The 17,412-nt window shown below is 71.8% G+C and carries 16 protein-coding genes; 12 read left to right on the top strand and 4 right to left on the bottom strand.

Going from position 1 to position 17,412, the window contains the following annotated elements; genetic code table 11:
* The first annotated feature begins 15 nt into the window (after positions 1 to 15).
* Together rplQ and truA are read left to right on the top strand one after the other, a co-directional pair.
* Positions 16 to 663, top strand: a complete 648-nt coding sequence (gene rplQ / locus P6281_RS21625; RefSeq protein WP_014385775.1) for a 50S ribosomal protein L17 — start codon at positions 16 to 18, stop codon at positions 661 to 663.
* Positions 650 to 1,501 carry a tRNA pseudouridine(38-40) synthase TruA gene (gene truA, locus P6281_RS21620; RefSeq protein WP_324738984.1) on the top strand — a complete coding sequence of 284 codons (852 nt, stop codon included), beginning with the start codon at positions 650 to 652 and terminating at the stop codon, positions 1,499 to 1,501. The genes rplQ and truA overlap by 14 nt, the downstream gene beginning before the upstream one ends.
* Here truA and P6281_RS21615 read toward each other — a convergent pair.
* Both P6281_RS21615 and P6281_RS21610 read right to left on the bottom strand, forming a co-directional pair.
* Entirely contained in the window at positions 1,498 to 2,133 is a 636-nt protein-coding gene (locus tag P6281_RS21615; RefSeq protein WP_026071200.1) for a cutinase family protein, read from the bottom strand. The two genes, truA and P6281_RS21615, sit on opposite strands and share 4 nt — an antisense overlap.
* A gap of 42 nt (positions 2,134 to 2,175) precedes the next feature.
* Positions 2,176 to 3,057 (bottom strand): cutinase family protein, encoded by an 882-nt coding sequence (locus P6281_RS21610; protein WP_014385773.1) that lies wholly within the window; start codon positions 3,055 to 3,057, stop codon positions 2,176 to 2,178.
* A 121-nt stretch (positions 3,058 to 3,178) separates the two neighbouring features.
* Here P6281_RS21610 and eccB point away from each other — a divergent pair, with 121 nt between their 5' ends.
* Complete coding sequence (eccB, locus tag P6281_RS21605; protein ID WP_014385772.1) at positions 3,179 to 4,552, top strand: type VII secretion protein EccB; 1,374 nt, start codon at positions 3,179 to 3,181, stop codon at positions 4,550 to 4,552.
* Here the strand turns inward: eccB and mycP are convergent.
* Both mycP and eccD read right to left on the bottom strand, forming a co-directional pair.
* Positions 4,517 to 5,833: a type VII secretion-associated serine protease mycosin gene (gene mycP / locus P6281_RS21600; RefSeq protein ID WP_407558108.1), complete on the bottom strand. Its 1,317-nt coding sequence runs from the start codon at positions 5,831 to 5,833 to the stop codon at positions 4,517 to 4,519. The genes eccB and mycP overlap by 36 nt on opposite strands.
* Positions 5,830 to 7,239 carry a type VII secretion integral membrane protein EccD gene (gene eccD, locus P6281_RS21595; protein ID WP_014385770.1) on the bottom strand — a complete coding sequence of 470 codons (1,410 nt, stop codon included), beginning with the start codon at positions 7,237 to 7,239 and terminating at the stop codon, positions 5,830 to 5,832. The genes mycP and eccD overlap by 4 nt, the downstream gene beginning before the upstream one ends.
* A gap of 93 nt (positions 7,240 to 7,332) precedes the next feature.
* Between eccD and eccCb the strand changes: the two genes are divergently transcribed.
* From eccCb to P6281_RS21550, 9 genes are all read left to right on the top strand, one after another.
* The gene (gene eccCb / locus P6281_RS21590; protein WP_014385769.1) at positions 7,333 to 11,022 is read left to right on the top strand and encodes a type VII secretion protein EccCb; all 3,690 of its coding nucleotides are present in this window, start codon (positions 7,333 to 7,335) and stop codon (positions 11,020 to 11,022) included.
* Complete coding sequence (locus P6281_RS21585) at positions 11,019 to 12,248, top strand: type VII secretion-associated protein (protein WP_014385768.1); 1,230 nt, start codon at positions 11,019 to 11,021, stop codon at positions 12,246 to 12,248. The genes eccCb and P6281_RS21585 overlap by 4 nt, the downstream gene beginning before the upstream one ends.
* 43 nt (positions 12,249 to 12,291) lie before the next feature.
* Positions 12,292 to 12,609: a WXG100 family type VII secretion target gene (locus P6281_RS21580; RefSeq protein ID WP_014383255.1), complete on the top strand. Its 318-nt coding sequence runs from the start codon at positions 12,292 to 12,294 to the stop codon at positions 12,607 to 12,609.
* A gap of 14 nt (positions 12,610 to 12,623) precedes the next feature.
* Complete coding sequence (locus P6281_RS21575; protein WP_008260232.1) at positions 12,624 to 12,920, top strand: WXG100 family type VII secretion target; 297 nt, start codon at positions 12,624 to 12,626, stop codon at positions 12,918 to 12,920.
* 262 nt (positions 12,921 to 13,182) lie between these two features.
* Positions 13,183 to 13,626, top strand: a complete 444-nt coding sequence (rplM, locus tag P6281_RS21570; RefSeq protein ID WP_008260230.1) for a 50S ribosomal protein L13 — start codon at positions 13,183 to 13,185, stop codon at positions 13,624 to 13,626.
* Between the two features lie 80 nt (positions 13,627 to 13,706).
* On the top strand, positions 13,707 to 14,162 hold the full coding sequence (gene rpsI / locus P6281_RS21565; RefSeq protein ID WP_026071202.1) for a 30S ribosomal protein S9: 456 nt from the start codon (positions 13,707 to 13,709) through the stop codon (positions 14,160 to 14,162).
* 149 nt (positions 14,163 to 14,311) lie between these two features.
* Positions 14,312 to 15,646, top strand: a complete 1,335-nt coding sequence (glmM, locus tag P6281_RS21560; RefSeq protein ID WP_238963972.1) for a phosphoglucosamine mutase — start codon at positions 14,312 to 14,314, stop codon at positions 15,644 to 15,646.
* Positions 15,647 to 15,694: 48 nt separating this feature from the next.
* Positions 15,695 to 16,024 (top strand): hypothetical protein, encoded by a 330-nt coding sequence (locus P6281_RS21555; RefSeq protein ID WP_014385766.1) that lies wholly within the window; start codon positions 15,695 to 15,697, stop codon positions 16,022 to 16,024.
* A 3-nt stretch (positions 16,025 to 16,027) separates the two neighbouring features.
* A complete protein-coding gene (locus P6281_RS21550) occupies positions 16,028 to 17,410 on the top strand; it encodes a hypothetical protein (RefSeq protein ID WP_324738518.1) in 1,383 nt (460 codons plus the stop codon).
* Positions 17,411 to 17,412: the final 2 nt, after the last annotated feature.

The raw sequence follows: 17,412 nt of genomic DNA, 5'->3' as shown, positions 1-17,412 counted from the left end.
TTAGGAGAAGTCGCAATGCCCAAGCCCACCAAGGGCCCTCGCCTCGGCGGGTCGTCATCGCACCAGAAGGCCCTTCTGGCCAACCTGGCGACGTCGCTGTTCGAGCACGGCCGTATCAAGACGACCGAGCCCAAGGCGCGTGCGCTGCGGCCGTATGCGGAAAAGCTGATCACCCACGCGAAAAAGGGTGCGCTGCACAACCGTCGAGAGGTGCTGAAGAAGATCCGCGACAAGGACGTCGTGCACACCCTGTTCGAGGAGATCGGGCCGTTCTTCGCCGACCGCAACGGCGGCTACACCCGGATCATCAAGGTCGAGCCGCGCAAGGGCGACAACGCGCCCATGGCCGTGATCGAGTTGGTGCGGGAGAAGACGGTCACCTCCGAGGCCGATCGGGCCCGCCGGGTGAAGGCGTCCAAGAAGTCTGACGCTCCTGTCGCGGCAGCGGCGGCGCCTCAGGCCGCCGTCGAGCCTGAGGAAGCCGTCGGGCCGACGGCCGAGGAAGCCACCGCCGAGGCCGGGGAGACCAAGCCCGAGACCGAGGCCTCCGACGAGCCGACCAAGGCCCAGGCCGAAGCCGAAGACAAGGCCGACAAGGCCGTGGCCGCGAGGGCCGAAGCCGAGGCCGCCGAGAAGGCGAACGACGAGGCTGACGAGAGTTAGCGAGGACGTCCGTCTGCGGCTCGATATCGCCTACGACGGAACAGGTTTCGCAGGCTGGGCAACTCAGTCCGGCCAGCGTACCGTGGCCGGGGTTCTCGACGAGGCGCTGACGACCATCTTCCGCACACCCGTGCGGCTGCGGGCGGCGGGACGCACCGATGCCGGAGTCCACGCCACCGGGCAGGTGGCCCATGTCGACGTGCCCGCGGCGGCCCTGCCGAACGCGTACTCGCGTGCACCGCACGTCGGTGAGGCGGAGTTTCTGCCGTTGCTGCGCCGGCTGGGCCGGTTCCTGCCGACCGACGTCCGGGTCGTCGACATCGTCCGCGCCCCTGCGGGTTTCGACGCCCGGTTCTCGGCGCTGCGGCGTCACTACGTGTACCGGCTGTCGACGGCGCCGTGGGGTGTGGATCCGCAGCAGGTCCGCTACGTCACCGCCTGGCCGCGCCCCCTGGACGTCGAGGCCATGGCCACCGCCTCGCCGGACCTGTTGGGATTGCACGACTTCGCCGCGTTCTGCCGTCACCGCGAGAACGCCACCACCATCCGCGACCTGCAGCGGCTGGAGTGGACGCGCGAGGGTGACCTGATCACCGCGCGGGTCAGCGCCGACGCGTTCTGCTGGTCGATGGTGCGCTCCCTGGTCGGGGCGCTGCTGGCCGTCGGCGAACACCGGCGTCCCGTCTCCTGGTGCCGCGAACTGCTCAGCGCCACAGCCCGATCCAGCGACTACGCGACCGCCCCGGCGCACGGGCTGACACTGGTCGGCGTCGACTACCCGCCCGACGACCAGCTGGCCGCGCGCAACCTCATCACCAGGGACGTGCGCTCGCGCTAGACCCTCGCCGCGGCGAAACTCGCGGCTTTGTTGGTCAATCCGGGCACGTAGCTCAAATGCGACGCCCACCGCAGGCCGCCCGAACAGATCGGGTCGCCCGGGTTGCACAGGTCGATGGTCTTGCCCTCGAAATTCGGGCTCAGCGCGCTCATCAGGTTTCCCGCCCGGCCGGACGGATTCCCGAAGAGAGCGACGGCGGCGACGTGATCGGCGGCCGCCGGCGGCAACGGCCTGCGAAACCCGAAGCCGGACACCGGTGCGGCCGTGACGATGTCGATGACGGCGGCCCCCTGCGAGTAGCCACCCAGCACCAGCTTGGTGTTGGGGCAGTTCACCGCCATGCGCTGGATGTGGCTGCTCGCGTCGTTGGCGCCGTCCGCGGCGGCCAGGAAGTCCTTGTCGGCGGGATAGTTCACGCCATATGCGCCAACGCTTTTACGGGTCTGCTCGCGCAACGAGTTGACGAACGCCCCGCCCACCTTCCCGACACCGGGCGCCTCATCCGTTCCCCGGGCAAACACCACTTCAACGCCGGGGCAGGACGCCGATGCACGGGGAACCAATTGCGGGGCAACCAATAACGCTGCCCCCGCGAGCAATCCGACGCCCAGCCCTAAAGGGATAAGCCTCACACAGAGATGTTAAGCGCGCGTTGATAACCCGCCGGTAACGATTTAGACGAGAGGTGCTTGCGGTACGGACGTGACCGGCCCGGGCGCGAGCGGCGCGGGCGCCGGGGCGGTGCCGGTGCCGCCGTGGATCGAGGGGCCCGACCCGGGCGGGGTCTGCCCGTACACCGGCGTCTGCTGGCCGTACCCGGGCTGGCCCGGAACCTGCGGGCCGGCGCCGGGGAACGACGGGCCGTACCCGGGCACCGACTGGCCGGCGCCGACGAGCCGGGACGCGACGAACGCCGCGGCCTGGGTGGTGTAGACGGGGACGTAGCCCTCGGTGTGCCCACTCCACTCGTTGCCGGGGCCCGCGTGGCAGATCGGGTCGTTGGGGTTGCACAGGTCGATGGCCTTGGAGCCCAGCAGCTTGCTCTGGCTGGGCAACGTGCCGCCGGCGCGGTCGGCCACGTCGCCGAAGGTGGCGACGGCCGCGATGTTGTCGGCGTACTGCGGCGGCAGCGAGTTGCCCCAGTTGATTCCGCCGATGGGCACGCCGGCCACGATGTCCATCACCGAGGCGCCCTGCGAGTAGCCGCCCAGCACGATCTTGGTGCTCGGGCACTTCTCCACGCTTTTCTTCACGCGGTCGATGGTGTCGTTGGCGCCGTCACCGCCGTGCAGCTGCAGCTTGCTGGCGGCGTAGTTCACGCCGTAGGGCAGGATGTTCAGCCCGCCCGTCTGCTGACGCAGCGAGTCCACGAAGGCATCGCCAACCCGGCCCAGGCCGGGGGGCTCGTTGGTGCCGCGGGCGAAGATGACCTCGACGTCCGGGCAGTCATCGGCGGAGGCGACCGGCGTCGCAGCCGGTGCGGCGAGGAGGCCGGCGGCGGTCACCAGGGCCGAAGCGCCCAGGCCGACGAGGCGAGCTGCACGGTGAGTTTTCACCGGGCAATTTTACCCAATTTCGGCCGGGGCGAAACTCCTGCGACCTGTGGATAAGCGCTCCGGCGGGGCCGTTCGGCGGCCTACCGTGGGCCCAGACGGATTTCGCAGGGTGGGGGGATCAGTGCCGCGTCAGCCGACCACGTGGCTGCGCGTCAGCGCTCACCGATACCTCGTGCGCCGCACCGAATGCGCGTTGCTGGGCGAGGCGATATACCCGACCGGTCCCCGGGCGCGGATGCCGTCGGCATCGCTGGCAGCCGGCTGTGTGGTCACGGTCCTCGCACTGGCGGGCTGTGCGCTGCTGGGTTTGCTGAGCCCGCACGTCGCGTTGGATCGGGCGCAGATCGTGATGTCCCGGGACTCGGGTGCGCTGTTCGTTCGAGTGGGCGATGTCTGGCATCCGGTGCCGAACCTGGCCTCCGCGCGGCTCATCGCGGGGAGCGCCGCCGATCCGCAGCCGATCCGCGAGGCCGACCTGGAGCGCGCCAAACGCGGCCCGCTGCTGGGCATCCCGGGTGCACCGCAATTCGTCGGCAGGCCCCTGCCCGCGCAGGAACTGGCCTTCTCGATGTGCGACAGCGATGACGCCAGCAGCACGACGGTCGTCGTCGGCCCCGTCGCCGACAACGGGGTCACCCGCATGCCCCCCGGGCAGGCCGTCCTTGCCGCGGTCTCCTCGGGTTCGCCGGCCTATCTGCTCTACGACGGGCACCGGGCCATTGTGGACCTGGAAGATGCGGCCGTCGTGCGGGCGCTCCGACTCGAGGGCCACGCGCCGCGGCTCGTCTCGCAAGCGTTGCTGAACGCCATGCCCGAGGCGCCGCCGATCTCGGCGCCCCGCATCCGCGGCCTCGGGGGCGCCGCGCCCGGGCTGCCGGGGTTTCGCGTCGGCAGTGTGCTTCGCGTCACACGCGCCGACGGTGACGAGTATTACGCGGTGCTGGCCGACGGCGTGCAGCGGATCGGCCAGGTCGCCGCCGACCTGATGCGCTTTGGCAGCTCCCAGGGCACGGTCAGTCCCATCACCGTCGCGCCCGCGGCGATCCGGGCCGCGCCCGTCGTCGCCGAGCTGCCCGTGGCCGGTTTCCCCGACCGGGCGCCGACGCTGCCGGAGGCCGCCGGCACGTTATGCGCCAGCTGGGCGGGCGGGCGAGCGGGGGTGGCTTTGCTGGCGGGGGGCCGGCTGCCCGTGCCGCCCGGTCAGGCGGCGGTGACGCTGGCGCAGGCGGATGGCCGGGGCCCCGCGCTGGATGCCGCGTACGTGCCGACCGGCCGCAGCGCCTACGTGCGGGCGGGCGACAAAGCCGGCACCCGCTACCTGATCGTCGACACCGGGGTGCGATTCGCCATCCCCGACGACGACGCCGCGCACGATCTCGGCCTCTCCGAGCCGACCCCGGCGCCCTGGCCGATCCTCACGCTCTTGCCGGCGGGACCGGAGCTGAGCAGACGCGGCGCGTCAATCGCCCGGGACGCGGTCGCGGGCTCCCCGTAACCGGCTTCTGACCGCTCCGGCGGCGAGCGCGACCGTCAGCGCGACGAGGCAAACCGCGGCGCCGCGCACCGCGGTGTCCCGGGCGCGGGTATCGCGCGATCGGGTCGTCGGCGGCGACACGGCGGCCGGCGCCGCGGCAGGCGGCGGCTTGGGAGTGGTGGCGGGCGGGCCCGTCCCGGTGCTGACCGCGGCGAGCGGATCGATGGTGCCGTTGCCGACGAGCGGATCCCACCCCGCGGGCGGATGATGCGCGGTCGACTCGATGCGCTGCATCACCTGCCGCGCGGTCAGCGCCGGGAAGCGGGCCCGGATGAGAGCGGCCAGACCGCTCACCACCGGGACGGCATAACTCGTGCCCGACACCGGATCCGGCGCGAGGGAGGCCACGGCCTCGCCGGGCGCGGCGACATCGACCCAAGGTCCGGCAAGGCTGAAACCCGAGGGAGCCCCTTCGGCGTTCACCGAACCGACGGTCAGCACGTAGTCGTCGTACCACGCGGGACTGACCGCGACCGTGATGGTCTGCCAGGTGGCGTCCGGTCGCTGCGGCGGGCACTGCGCGGCGCCGCCGGTATTCCCCGCCGCCGCAACCACGACGGCATTCTTGACGTCGACGGCGTAGGCCAGCGCGGCGCCCAGCGCGCGGTCGTCGAGCGCGGCGGCCACCGGAACGCACGCCACCGAGGAAATGTTGATCACCGACGCGCCCAGATCCGCTGCGGTCCGAACGGCTTTCGCCATGGTGTCGACGTCACCCACCCCTGAGCGGGACCGGTCGGTGGCGGGCGCGAACTTCGCGCTGGACTGCCGAATGCTGATCAACGTGGCCTCCGGAGCGATCCCGCTGAAGCCGTCCGACTTGGAATCCGCCGCGGCCGCAATGATTCCCGCGACCAGCGTGCCGTGCGCGTCGCAGTCCTGCGTGCCGTCGCCGGTCGACACGTAGTCACCCCCGGGCACCACGTCGGGCAGCCGGCGGTGCCGCGAGACCCCGGTGTCGATCACCGCGATCCGTTGTCCGGCGCCGCGGGTGAGGCGCCACACCTCCGAGAGATCGAACGCCCCGGGCGGCTGGTTACGGCCCGGCCTCGAGTCGCGCGTCAGCGCCGCGCAGACCTCGCGCTGCACGGTCGGCCGCGTCGGCGCGGGCAAGGCGGGCTGGGGCAGCCACTTGTCGTCGATGCCGGGTGGCGAAACCGCCTGCGCCGGCGGCGTTCCGAACGCGGCGAGCATCGTCAGCGCCGACACCGCGAACACGCGCCCAACGTGCGAGTTCCTCACGTGAGATGCAATCCCCGGACCGCGCCGTAGAGCCCGCTGATCCAGCAGGCCAGCGGGACCAGTGCCGACCACGCCAGCCACTCGAGCACTTCGACACATCGGAGCGCGACGGGCGAGGAGGGTGTCGCGGCAAACCCGAGGTACATCGCGGCGGCGGCCAGCGCCGTCGCCGCCGCGAGGAGCGGTCCGGGCATCTGCATGCGCAGTACCGTGACGCCGAAGGTCGTTGCCGCGATGAGGGTTCCGCCGATGGCAAAGCTCAGCAGCCCGGCGCCTGCGCCGGACCTGCAGCGCAGCAGGAACAGGGCGGCGGTGACGGTCCCGAACGCCATGCAGGACAGCCGCGGTGCGCCGGCGAGCACGGTGAGAGCGGCGCCGACGCCGGCCGACGACGACAGCCCCGCGCGCAGGCTCACCAACCACCGGTCGGCGCGGATCGCTTGCGCGGGCACCCGCGAGTCACTCGGGCCGGGGACAGCGAAGTCCGCCGTCGCAAATCGGGGCGACAACCCCGCCAGCGCAATGGACATGCGCGGCGCCGCCCCGAGCAGACCGAGCGACAGGACCGCGGATGCCGACGCGATGACATGCACAGGCGCGGCGGTGATCGCGCCCACCAGCGCCGCCGCGGCGACGGCCGCCGCGAAGCACGCCGCCGCCGTCAACGCGACGACGCCGCAGCCCGACAGCCGCATCGCCAGCACGGCGGTGACGGCCGCCGCCGCCGCGGCCAGCAACACGTTGGAAACGCTTGGGCCACCGGGCACCATCACAAACCCGGCCACCGCCGCGAAGACGATGGCGATCACGCTCAGCGCCAGCCCGGCGATCGGGTCTCGGTAGGCCCGGTGCGCGACCGCGGCAAGCCCGAGCGCGACGAGGGCGGCCGATCCCAAAGCGGCGCCCGTCATCCCTTCGTCTCGAGGGTGGCTGTCGCTGAAGGTGTTTCGGACCAAAGTCAGCCCGCCAACCGCCGTCAGGACGACGGCCGCAGTCGCTCCGCAGAGCCGGGTGACCCGCCGGGTTGCGGCACCGCCACGCAACCGAGCGGGCCCCTCCAGCGTGGCCGCCACCTCCCGCGCGATGTCGACGTAACGCGGCGCGGGTAACGGCACGGAGGGTGTGCTCAGCACCAAGACCGCGCCGTCGCCGATGCGGTTCTGCGCCAACGTCGTCGACGGGTTCAGCGCGGACGCGCCGGGGATCGACACCTGGTAGCGCACCGCCTCCTGGTCGGCGGGACGGACCCCGAGGGCGTCGATGAGCGACGGAATCAACACCGCGACAGGCACTCCGGCGGGCAGCACCAGATCGGCGACGGCGGTGCCCCAATGAACGCGGACCCGGCACAGCCCGGTATCGGATGCAGCCAACGGCGGTCCCTTCGGTCGGATCCTGGCGAACATAGCCGGGTTTCGACGTCCCGGCATCCGGCTGTCCACAGGTGACTTGTCGCCGTTTTCGGTGCTCCCTACCGTCGTCGAACTGGAGGCGATGCGATGACCGAGATGTTGGTGCCCGAGGCACAACAGGCGCCAATCGTGGTCGAGGCGCCACCGGACCTGCCGCCACCGGCGGGGCCCGGCCTACTGCCCCGCCTGCTGCCGGTGGCGATCTCCGTGGTGAGCATCGGCATCATGGCCGCCGCGTTCGCGTCGGGGACCGCCATGGCCCGCACCCCCGTGTTCCTGGCCTTCCCGCTGATGATGCTGGTCTCGGCCCTGGCGTCCGGGCTGACCGGCCGGGCCCACCGGCGCGGCGATGGCATCGATGCCGACCGCGGACGGTATCTCGACTACCTGAGTCGGCTCAGTCAATCCGTATCCGAGGTCGCTATGGCGCAGCGCGCGTGCGCCATTCGGCGTCATCCCCATCCCGACACACTGTGGACGTTGATCGGCGGCGCTCGGATGTGGCAGCGCGGACCGGGCGACGCGGACTTCTGCGTCGTGCGGCTGGGCACGGGACCTCAGCCGCTCGCCCGTCGTTTGGTGGCGCCGGAGCTCGCCGCCGAGGAGCTTCGCGATCCGGTCACCGACACGGCGTTGCGCCGGTTCCTCCACGCATATTCGACAGTCGTTGCGCCGGTACCGATCGACCTGCGGGACGGATCGCTGGTGACGATCGACGGCGACGCGAGGGCCGCGCGTGGCTTGCTACGCGCGATGATCTGCCAGCTCGCCGTGCAGCATGCGCCCGATCAGGTGCGGATCGCCGCCGCGGTCAGCGAGCCGCATCGCGCCCACTGGGAATGGCTGAAATGGTTGCCGCACAACCAACATCCCGGCGATTCCGACGCGGCCGGTCCGGTGCGGATGGTCTATTCGGATGCCGCGCAGGTGCAGGGCGCGCTCGCGGGCGTTGCGGCGACCCGGGTGGTGGTGGTCGCCGAGCTGGACGAGGGTCCCACCGCGCTCGGCGGCGCCACCACCATCGCGATCGGCGGCGGCAATGACGGTGCGCCGCTGACGATCCGGCGCTCCGGCGAGGCCGCGCCGGTTTCTTGCCCCGACCGGATGGAGCCCGTCGACGCGCTGGTGTGCGCCCTCCGGCTGGCCGGTCATCGGGGGAGAGCGGGGGGCGGTGATCCCGGTTGGCCCGGATTGGTCGGTCTGCGCGACGTGCATCGTTTCGACCCGGCGACGCTATGGCGCGGCCAGGCGCGCCGCGACCGCCTGCGCGTCCCCATCGGCACCACCATGCAGGGCGCACCGCTCGAGCTGGACATCAAAGAGCCGGCCGAGGGCGGGATGGGCCCGCATGGGCTCTGCATCGGTGCAACCGGGTCGGGAAAATCGGAGCTGTTGCGGACCATCGCGCTGGGCATGATGGTCCGTAACTCCCCGCTGACGCTCAACCTGTTGCTCATCGACTTCAAGGGCGGGGCAACCTTTCTCGACTATGCGCGAGCGCCACACGTGGCCGCCGTGATCACCAACCTGGCCGACGACGCGCCGCTGGTGAGCCGCATGCGCGACGCGCTGGCCGGCGAGATGAATCGTCGCCAGCAGCTGCTGCGCACGGCGGGCTGCGTCAGCGTCGAGGCCTACGAAGGCGCGCGCCGCAGCGGCGACCCGCCTGAGCCGCTGCCGGCCCTGCCGACGCTGTTCATAATCGTCGACGAGTTCTCCGAATTGCTCAGCCAGCAACCAGATTTCGCCGACACCTTCGTGGCGATCGGTCGTCTCGGCCGATCCCTGGGCATGCACCTGCTGCTGGCCAGCCAGCGCCTCGACGAGGGACGGCTACGCGGGCTCGAGGCCCACCTGTCGTACCGCCTGTGCCTGAAGACCCTGTCCGCCGCCGAATCCCGCACGGTGCTGGGCAATCTCGATGCGTACGAGCTGCCCGCCGCGCCCGGCGCCGGCTTCCTGCGGATCGGCGGCGGCGAACCGATTCGCTTCCAGGCCGCCTCGGTTTCGGGACCGCTGCGGACGGACGCTTCCCCGGATAAGGCCCCCGCCGCGGCGCGCTCGACCCAGGCGTTCACGACCCGCGTCACCGGCGCGGTCCGTCGCACCCACCGGGCGAACATGACTTCCCCGCCGGCCATCTACCATGCGGTCCTGGACCGGCTGCGCGGCCAGGGGCCGCCCGCGCACCGGGTTTGGCTGCCCCCGCTGGGGCCGGCGCCGCAGCTGCACACCCTGCTGCACAGCGCGGAGCCCACGCCGGCCGGCCTGACCGCCGTCCCCATCGGCCTTGTCGACCGCCCCTTCGAACAGCGCCGAACGCCACTGATGATCGACCTGTCCGGGGCCGCCGGCAACGCGGCGATCGTCGGGGGGCCCCAATCCGGCAAGTCGACGGCGCTGCGCACACTCATCACCGCCCTGGCGGCCACGCACGACGCGAGCCAGGTGCAGTTCTACTGCTTGGATTTCGGTGGCGGGACGCTGTCGTCGGTGCGGTCGTTGCCGCACGTCGGTGCGGTCCCCGGCAGGGCCGAGTCCCGACTCGTCGGGCGGATCGTCGCCGAATGCGAGTCGGTCGTGCGGCGGCGTGAAGCCATATTCGGTGAGCACGCGATCGGCTCGATCGCCGACTATCGCCGGCGGGCCGCAGCCGGCGTCGCCAACGATGATCCGTTCGGCGACGTCTTCCTCGTCATCGACGGCTGGGCAACCGTGCGCCAGGAATTCGAGGCGCTGGAGGCCTCGATCACCGCCCTTGCGACCCATGGGCTTTCGTTCGGTGTGCACGTGGTGTTGTCGGCGTCGCGCTGGGCCGACGTCAGGCCGTCGCTGCGGGATCAGCTCGGCACCCGCGTCGAGTTGCGGCTCGGCGATCCCGCCGACTCCGAACTGGACCGCAAGGCCGCCGCGCACGTCCCGCACGACAGCCCGGGACGGGGGCTGTCCCGGGACGGCCTGCACATGGTGGTCGCAAGGCCCGTAGCCGAGGTGCTCGCCGGTCACTCGGTTGCGCCGCCGATACCGCTCTTGCCCGATCACGTGGACCGCGAGACCTTGGTGCGCGGGTCGGGAGCCGAGCTTCGCGCCCAAGTGCTGCTCGGCCTGCGAGAGCGCGAACTGCGCCCGGCGGCAATAGATTTCGACGGTCAGCCGCATCTGGTGATCCTCGGCGACAGCGCGTGCGGGAAGACGGCGACGCTGCGTACCTTGTGCCGTGAGCTGGTCCGGACGAAGACCGCCGCGCAAGCACAGCTGTTGATCGTCGACTTCCGGCGCACGCTGCTCGGCGTTGTCGAGTCGGAGCATCTCCGCGGGTATGCGATGTCGCCGGCCGCGTTGGCCGCGCTGCTGCCCGACGTGCTCGCCCTGCTGAGCGCACGAATGCCGCCGCCCGACGCGAGCCAGGCCGAGTTGCGCAGCCGCTCGTGGTGGTCCGGGCCGCAGATCTACGTCGTGGTCGACGACTACGACCTGGTCGCCACGCCGACGGAAAATCCGCTGGGACCGATCGCCGAATTCCTGCCCTACGCACAAGATTTGGGATTGCACCTCGTCGTCGCCCGGCGCGGCGCCGGGGCGGAGCGCGCGATGTTCGAGCCGGTGCTCGCGGGTCTGCGTGACCTCGGTTGCATGTCGCTGATGATGAGCGGATCTCCCAGCGAGGGCGCGCCGTTCGGCCGCGCTCGGCCGGCGCAATTGCCGCCGGGCCGCGGCTTGCTGACCAACCGTACCGGCGACGAAGACCTCGTCCAGGTGGCTTGGAGCCCGCCGTGAGCGAACACCGTCCGATCATCGAGGCCGGGCCGGGCACTATCCGCCGGTTATGTTGTGGCACAGGACCGATCGACGAGGGCGAGACGGCCGACGTCATCCGGTCCGCCCTGGACGCGATAGACGACCGCGTCGCGCTGGTGGGGGAGCGGCCGGTAACCGTCGACGCGTTGTGGGAGGCCGCGCTGCGGGCGGCAACCTGCGGAACCGCCGACGGCATGGTCGTCGTGCACCCGTCCTGGTGGTCCTCCTCGCGCGTGGGCGTGGTGACCGCGGCCGCCGCGAGGGTGGCCGGCGCGGTGCGGACGCGCCCGCGATCATGGCTGCTGACGCGGGCGTCTCGCGCGGAACCGACGGTGGCGGTGGAAATCGCCGAGCGGCTGGTGGCGGTCACCGCGAGCGAGATCACCGCCGTACCGCGCAACGCCGATCCGCAATCCGTCGCCGAAGCCGTCGCGGATGTCATCGCCGGCGCGGCCCCCGCGGCGGTGGTGATCGACACGCCGAGCACGGTCGCCGGGGCGTCGCCGCTGGCGGCGTCGATCATCCACGGGCTACGCGGGAGCGGGCCGTCGGCACCAAGTGTGCTGGAAATCAACCATATTCGCTTCACCCGGCTTGCGCGGGCGTCCTTCCCGGTGCGCCCGCTGCCGTCGGGGGCGCGTCCCACCGCCCGCCCGTCGCGGGTGCGGGCCCTGGGCACACTGGGGGCCGCCGCCATCGTCGTCGCCGCGGCGGCGCCGGCTGCGATGGCGCCGGACCGGCGTGGCGTAGTGCCCCCGACGCGAGTAGAGGCCACGCCCACGACGTTTTTGGTGGAAGGCCGGGTGGCGCTGTCGGTCCCGGCGACATGGCCGGCGCGACGGGTGGTCACCGGGCCGGGCTCGGCGCGGGTCCAGGTCACGTCTCCGGCCGATCCCGAGGTCGCGCTGCACATCACCCAGTCGCCGGTGGCCGGCGAGACGCTCAGCGGCACCGCCGAACGGTTGAAACGCGCGATCGACGTCGAGCCCGCCGGGCTGTTCGTCGACTTCAACCCGTCCGGTACCAGCGCGGGCCGGTCGGCGGTGACCTACCGCGAGGTGCGCCCGGGTCATGAGGTGCGCTGGACGGTGCTGCTCGACGGCCCCCTGCGGATCAGCGTCGGATGCCAGAGCAGACCCGGCGACGAGGGCGGGGTCCGCGATGCGTGCGAGCAGGCGGTCAGATCCGCCCACGCGATCGGATGACAATTCGTGGAACCGAACGACCCCCGTCACGGTCGTAATAGGTATGGCTGCACCAAACCCACTGAGCGCCGACGTCGACCTGATGCGGTCGGTGGCGGGCACCACCGACGCGCGCAACGAGGAAATCAGGGCAATGTTGCAGGCGTTCATCGGCCGGATGAGCGGCGTGCCGCCGTCGGCGTGGGGCGGGCCGGCGGCCACGCGCTTCAAAGACGTGATCGATCGCTGGAACGCCGAGTCGGTGCGGCTCTACCACGCCCTACACACCATCGCCGACACCATTCGGCAGAACGCGGCCACCCTGCAGGAGGCCGGCCAAAGCCACGCCGACCGCATCGCCGCCGCCGGCGGAAACCTGTGAGGAGGAAAGATCCCGTGGATTCGGTGTTGTCCTACAACTTCGGTGAAATCGAATACTCGGTGCGCCAGGAAATTCACTCGACATCGGCCCGCTTCAATGCCGCGCTCGACGAGCTGAGAGCACACATCGCGCCCTTGCAGCAGCTCTGGACCAGCGAAGCGGCCGCCGCCTACCAGGCCGAGCAGCTGAAATGGCACCAGTCGGCGACCGCGCTCAACGAGATGCTGGCCGCGCTCGGAAACGCGGTCCGCGACGGCGCGGACGAGGTGGCCAACGCCGACCGCCGCGCCGCCGGGGTGTGGGCGCGGTAGCGGCCGACGAGACACCGCGCGGTCTGGCCGCGCGTGAGACTGTGTGGTCCTGACGGGGGAGAGCCGTCGGGGCCACACAGTCATTTTGACCTGCGGGGATGGCGGTCGGTAAGCTGCTCCGTTGGCGTGCGGTACGCCAGGGCCTCGGGTCAACGTCGGTCGCCGAGACCAAGCCCTTACCGCGGACGCCTGACCGGCACCCGGTCACACCGGGATCCACAGCCTCGGAACAGAGGCTCGCAGAGAAAGAGTGGTAAGCGCTGTGCCTACGTACACGCCAAAGGCGGGTGACACCACGAGGTCGTGGCACGTCATCGACGCCACGGACGTGGTGCTTGGCCGCCTTGCCGTCGCGGCAGCCAACCTGCTGCGCGGCAAGCACAAGCCGACGTTCACCCCCAACGTCGACGGCGGTGACTTCGTCATCGTCATCAACGCCGACAAGGTCGCCTTCAGCGGCCAGAAGCTGGACAAGAAGCTGGCGTACCGCCACTCGGGGTACCCCGGCGGTCTGAGCAGCCGCACCATCCGCGAGCTGATGGCCAAGCACCCCGACCGCGTCGTGGAGGACGCGATCGTCGGCATGCTGCCCAAGAACAAGCTCGCCCGGCAGATCGCGCGCAAGCTGCACGTCTACGCCGGCCCGACGCACCCCCACGTCGCACAGCAGCCCGTTCCGTACGAGATCAAGCAGGTGGCCCAGTGACCGAAACGACCGAGGGCCTGGAGAACCCAGAGAACCCGGACAACCCAGAGACCGCAGAGGAAACAGTGGCCGCCGCCGAGGTGACCGAAGCCCCGGTCGAGGCCTCGGAGCCCGCCGACGTCGCCGCGCCCGCCGAGCCCTACGTGTTCGAACGGCCCATCCAGACCGTCGGCCGCCGCAAGGAGGCCGTGGTGCGGGTGCGCCTGGTGCCCGGCACCGGCCAATTCAACCTGAACGGCCGCACCCTGGAGGGCTACTTCCCCAACAAGGTGCACCAGCAGCTCATCAAGGCCCCGCTCGTCACCGTGGACCGGGTGGAGAGCTTCGACGTCTACGCCCACCTGCACGGCGGCGGCCCCTCGGGGCAGGCCGGCGCGCTGCGCCTGGGCATCGCGCGGGCGCTCATCGTGGCCTCGCCGGACGACCGTCCCGCGCTGAAGAAGGCCGGGTTCCTCACCCGTGACCCGCGCGCCACCGAGCGCAAGAAGTACGGCCTGAAGAAGGCCCGCAAGGCGCCTCAGTACAGCAAGCGCTGATCAGCCGTCGCTTTCCGGCCACAACTTGGCATCGCGGTGCACAAGTTGTGGCCGGTTGCGGCGTGTCTGCGCCCACCCGCGCCTGGTTTCGGCCACAAAGGAACGGGCACGTTAGGTGCTAGCCCGACAACTGTGAGAGGTTTGTTCGCATGGGTCGACTATTCGGCACCGACGGTGTCCGTGGGGTCGCCAACCGCGAGTTGACCGCCGAGCTGGCGCTGGCGCTGGGTTCCGCGGCGGCGCGGCGTCTGGCGAGCGCGTCGGCGCCGGGCCGCCGCGTCGCGGTGATCGGCCGCGATCCGCGGGCCAGCGGCGAGATGCTGGAGGCCGCGGTGATCGCCGGGCTGACCAGCCAGGGCGTCGACGCGCTGCGGGTGGGGGTGCTGCCCACCCCCGCGGTGGCCTACCTGACCGGCGCCTACGACGCCGATTTCGGGGTGATGATCTCCGCCTCCCACAACCCGATGCCCGACAACGGCATCAAGATCTTCGGGCCCGGCGGCCGCAAGCTCGACGACGGCACCGAGGACCAGATCGAAGCCCTCGTCGGGGATCCGGGGCCGCGCCCGGTCGGAACCGGCATCGGGCGGGTCGTCGACGCCGAGGACGCGGCCGACCGCTACCTGCGTCACCTGAGCAAGGCCAGCACGCTGCGCCTCGACGGGTTGACCGTGGTGGTGGACTGCGCCCACGGCGCGGCCTCGGCGGTGGGCCCGCGCGCGTACCGCGCGGCCGGCGCGAGGGTGATCGCGATCAACGCCGAGCCCAACGGGCTCAACATCAACGACAACTGCGGCTCCACGCACCTGGATTCGCTGCGCGCGGCGGTCGTCGTGCACCGCGCCGACCTGGGCCTGGCGCACGACGGGGACGCCGACCGGTGCCTGGCCATCGACGCCGACGGCAACCTCGTCGACGGCGACCACATCATGGTGGTGCTCGCGCTGGCCATGCACGAGGCCGGCGAACTGTCCTCGCGGACGCTGGTGACCACCGTGATGAGCAACCTGGGGTTGCATCTGGCCATGCGTTCGGCCGGAATCACGGTGCGCACCACCGGCGTCGGCGATCGCTACGTCGTGGAGGAACTGCGGGCCGGCGACTACAGCCTGGGCGGCGAGCAGTCCGGGCACATCGTGATGCCCGCGCTGGGCTCGACCGGCGACGGCATCGTCACCGGGCTGCGGCTGATGAACCGGATGGCGCAGACCGGCTCGTCGCTGGCGCATTTGGCCTCGGCCATGCAGACGCTGCCGCAGGTGTTGATCAACGTCACGGTGGCCGACAAGGCCACGGCCGCCGCCGCGCCGTCGGTGCAGTCCGCGGTCGGGCAGGCCGAGGCCGAGCTGGGCGACACCGGTCGAATCCTGTTGCGCCCGTCGGGAACTGAGCCCATGATCCGCGTGATGGTGGAGGCCCCCGAAAAGGAGATCGCTGCGCGGATCGCCACCCGGGTCGCCGAAGCGGTCAGCGCCGCGCACTGATCCCGCAGCGCCGGGAACCCCGACCCGCCTACCGGCGTCGGATTAGGCATGAAATTCGTTGGGGGAACACGGCCTGTCGCCGCCGCCCGCGCCCAGATCGACGCGTCGGCCACGCACCGGGTCGCTAACCAATTCGCCATGGCCGCGGAATTTCTCGACCGCGCGGTCAGCGATCACCTGGCCAGGCTGGCCTTCGGCGGGGCCTGCGCCGGGCGGGCGCACGCCGCGCGCGGCGACGCGCTTCGCGTCGAGTTGGGGCGCCTGACGCAGCAGGTGACGCAGTGGTCGCGCGCGTCCAGCGAGATCGCCGCCGCCCTGCGGTCCAGCGCGCAGCGCTACGCCGACGCCGAACTGTATGCCGCGGCGCGGATCGCGTAGCTCGTGGCCGACCGGTTGGACGTGGACGCGCGCCTCGCCGAGGGCCGGGTTGCCGTCGAGCACACCCAGACCTACGTGCAGGCGTCCCACGCGCTCGGCTACCAACATCTTGACCTGACAGCGCATCCCGCGCAGATCCGGGAATGGTATGCGAGCGAGGACGGTCTCGACCTGCGCGCGCTCGACCGTGACTGCGCGGAGCTGCGGGCCGCCGGCGTGGTGGCCGCCGAGGCGCTGCGCATGCAGCGCGCCCAGGTGGCCGAGCTGGCCGTCGCGTGGCAGGGCGCGGGCGGCGACGCCGCGGTGCAGCTGTTGCAACGGCATTGCGACAGCGCGGACGCGGTCGTCGGCGAACTGCGCGCGGCGGCCCAGCGATGCGAGTCGCTGCGCGACAACCTGTGGCACCTGGTCGATTCGAAAGTCGCGACGGCCATCGCCGTCGACGACCGCGCGCAGGCGCAGCGGCCGGCGTGGTTGGCCGCCGCCGCCGCGGTCACGGCCGGGGACCGGCGGGGCGCCGAGGATGTGGTGCGGCATCAGGTGATTCCCTACGTGGACAACGACATTCGTAACGACTGGCTGGCCGCGATGCGGTCCGCGTCGGACGGGGTCCAGACGTCCTACGCGATGGTGATCGACAGGGCCGCCGCCGCCCCGGCGGCGCGGTTCGAGTTTCCCGGTGATCTCGGGGCGGGGGCCGTTCCGGTGCAGCTCGCCCCGCCGGTGGCCGCCGCGTCCGCACCGCGGGTGGACGACCCCGCGGCGACGGTGGCGGCCGCGGCGCCGGCGCCGGTCGCCCCCCTGCCGGCTCCGCCGGCGCCGGTCGCGGGCTGGGATAGCGGCCTCGGTGACGCGTCGGGGTGGCCCGCCGAAAGCTTGGGCGATCTGGGCGGGCTCGGCGGCGGTGGGCTCGGCGACGGCCTCGGCAGTGGTGGGCTCGGTGGGGGTGGCGGCGGTCTTCTTGGGCTCGCCGCCAGGATCGTCGACGCGATGGGCGATCTGCTCGGGTCGGCGGGCGACGGGTCGGATGGCGCGGCCGCGCTCGGCGATTCGGCGGACGGAAACGCGTTCGACGAGAACCCTTTTCACGCCGAGGATCCGACTGACGCGAAGGGCGCAGAGGACGCCGGCGACGCCGAGGACGCCGGCGACACCGCCGAGGGGAGCGGTCCAGCCGAACCTGTCGACGGGGAGGCGGGTCAGCCCGATCCCACGGAGCCCGAACAGCAAGCCCAACCGGTCGAGACCCCGCCGCCGGCGGATCCGGCGCCGGCCGAGCCGCCGGCTCCCGCGGCAGCGCCGGCCGCCGAACCCGCACCCGCCGCGGGGGAGGGGTCGACGCCGTGCGAGATTGCCGCGGACCAGCTTCCGCAGGCGGGGCAGTGACC

The organism is Mycobacterium sp. 5-140-3-2 (genome assembly GCF_035666375.1).
In the GTDB taxonomy this organism is placed as follows: Bacteria; Actinomycetota; Actinomycetes; order Mycobacteriales; family Mycobacteriaceae; genus Mycobacterium; species Mycobacterium intracellulare.
Note: the sequence above shows the minus strand (reverse complement) of the source record. Positions and strands in the feature narration are given on the sequence as shown.

Excerpts from the sequence above, each read along its gene's own strand:
- rplQ (WP_014385775.1), top strand. The coding sequence starts at position 16 with ATGCCCAAGCCCACCAAGGGCCCTCGCCTCGGCGGGTCGTCATCGCAC.
- eccD (WP_014385770.1), bottom strand. The coding sequence starts at position 7,239 with ATGTTCGCCAGGATCCGACCGAAGGGACCGCCGTTGGCTGCATCCGAT.
- eccCb (WP_014385769.1), top strand. The coding sequence starts at position 7,333 with ATGACCGAGATGTTGGTGCCCGAGGCACAACAGGCGCCAATCGTGGTC.
- P6281_RS21580 (WP_014383255.1), top strand. The coding sequence starts at position 12,292 with ATGGCTGCACCAAACCCACTGAGCGCCGACGTCGACCTGATGCGGTCG.
- glmM (WP_238963972.1), top strand. The coding sequence starts at position 14,312 with ATGGGTCGACTATTCGGCACCGACGGTGTCCGTGGGGTCGCCAACCGC.
- P6281_RS21555 (WP_014385766.1), top strand. The coding sequence starts at position 15,695 with ATGAAATTCGTTGGGGGAACACGGCCTGTCGCCGCCGCCCGCGCCCAG.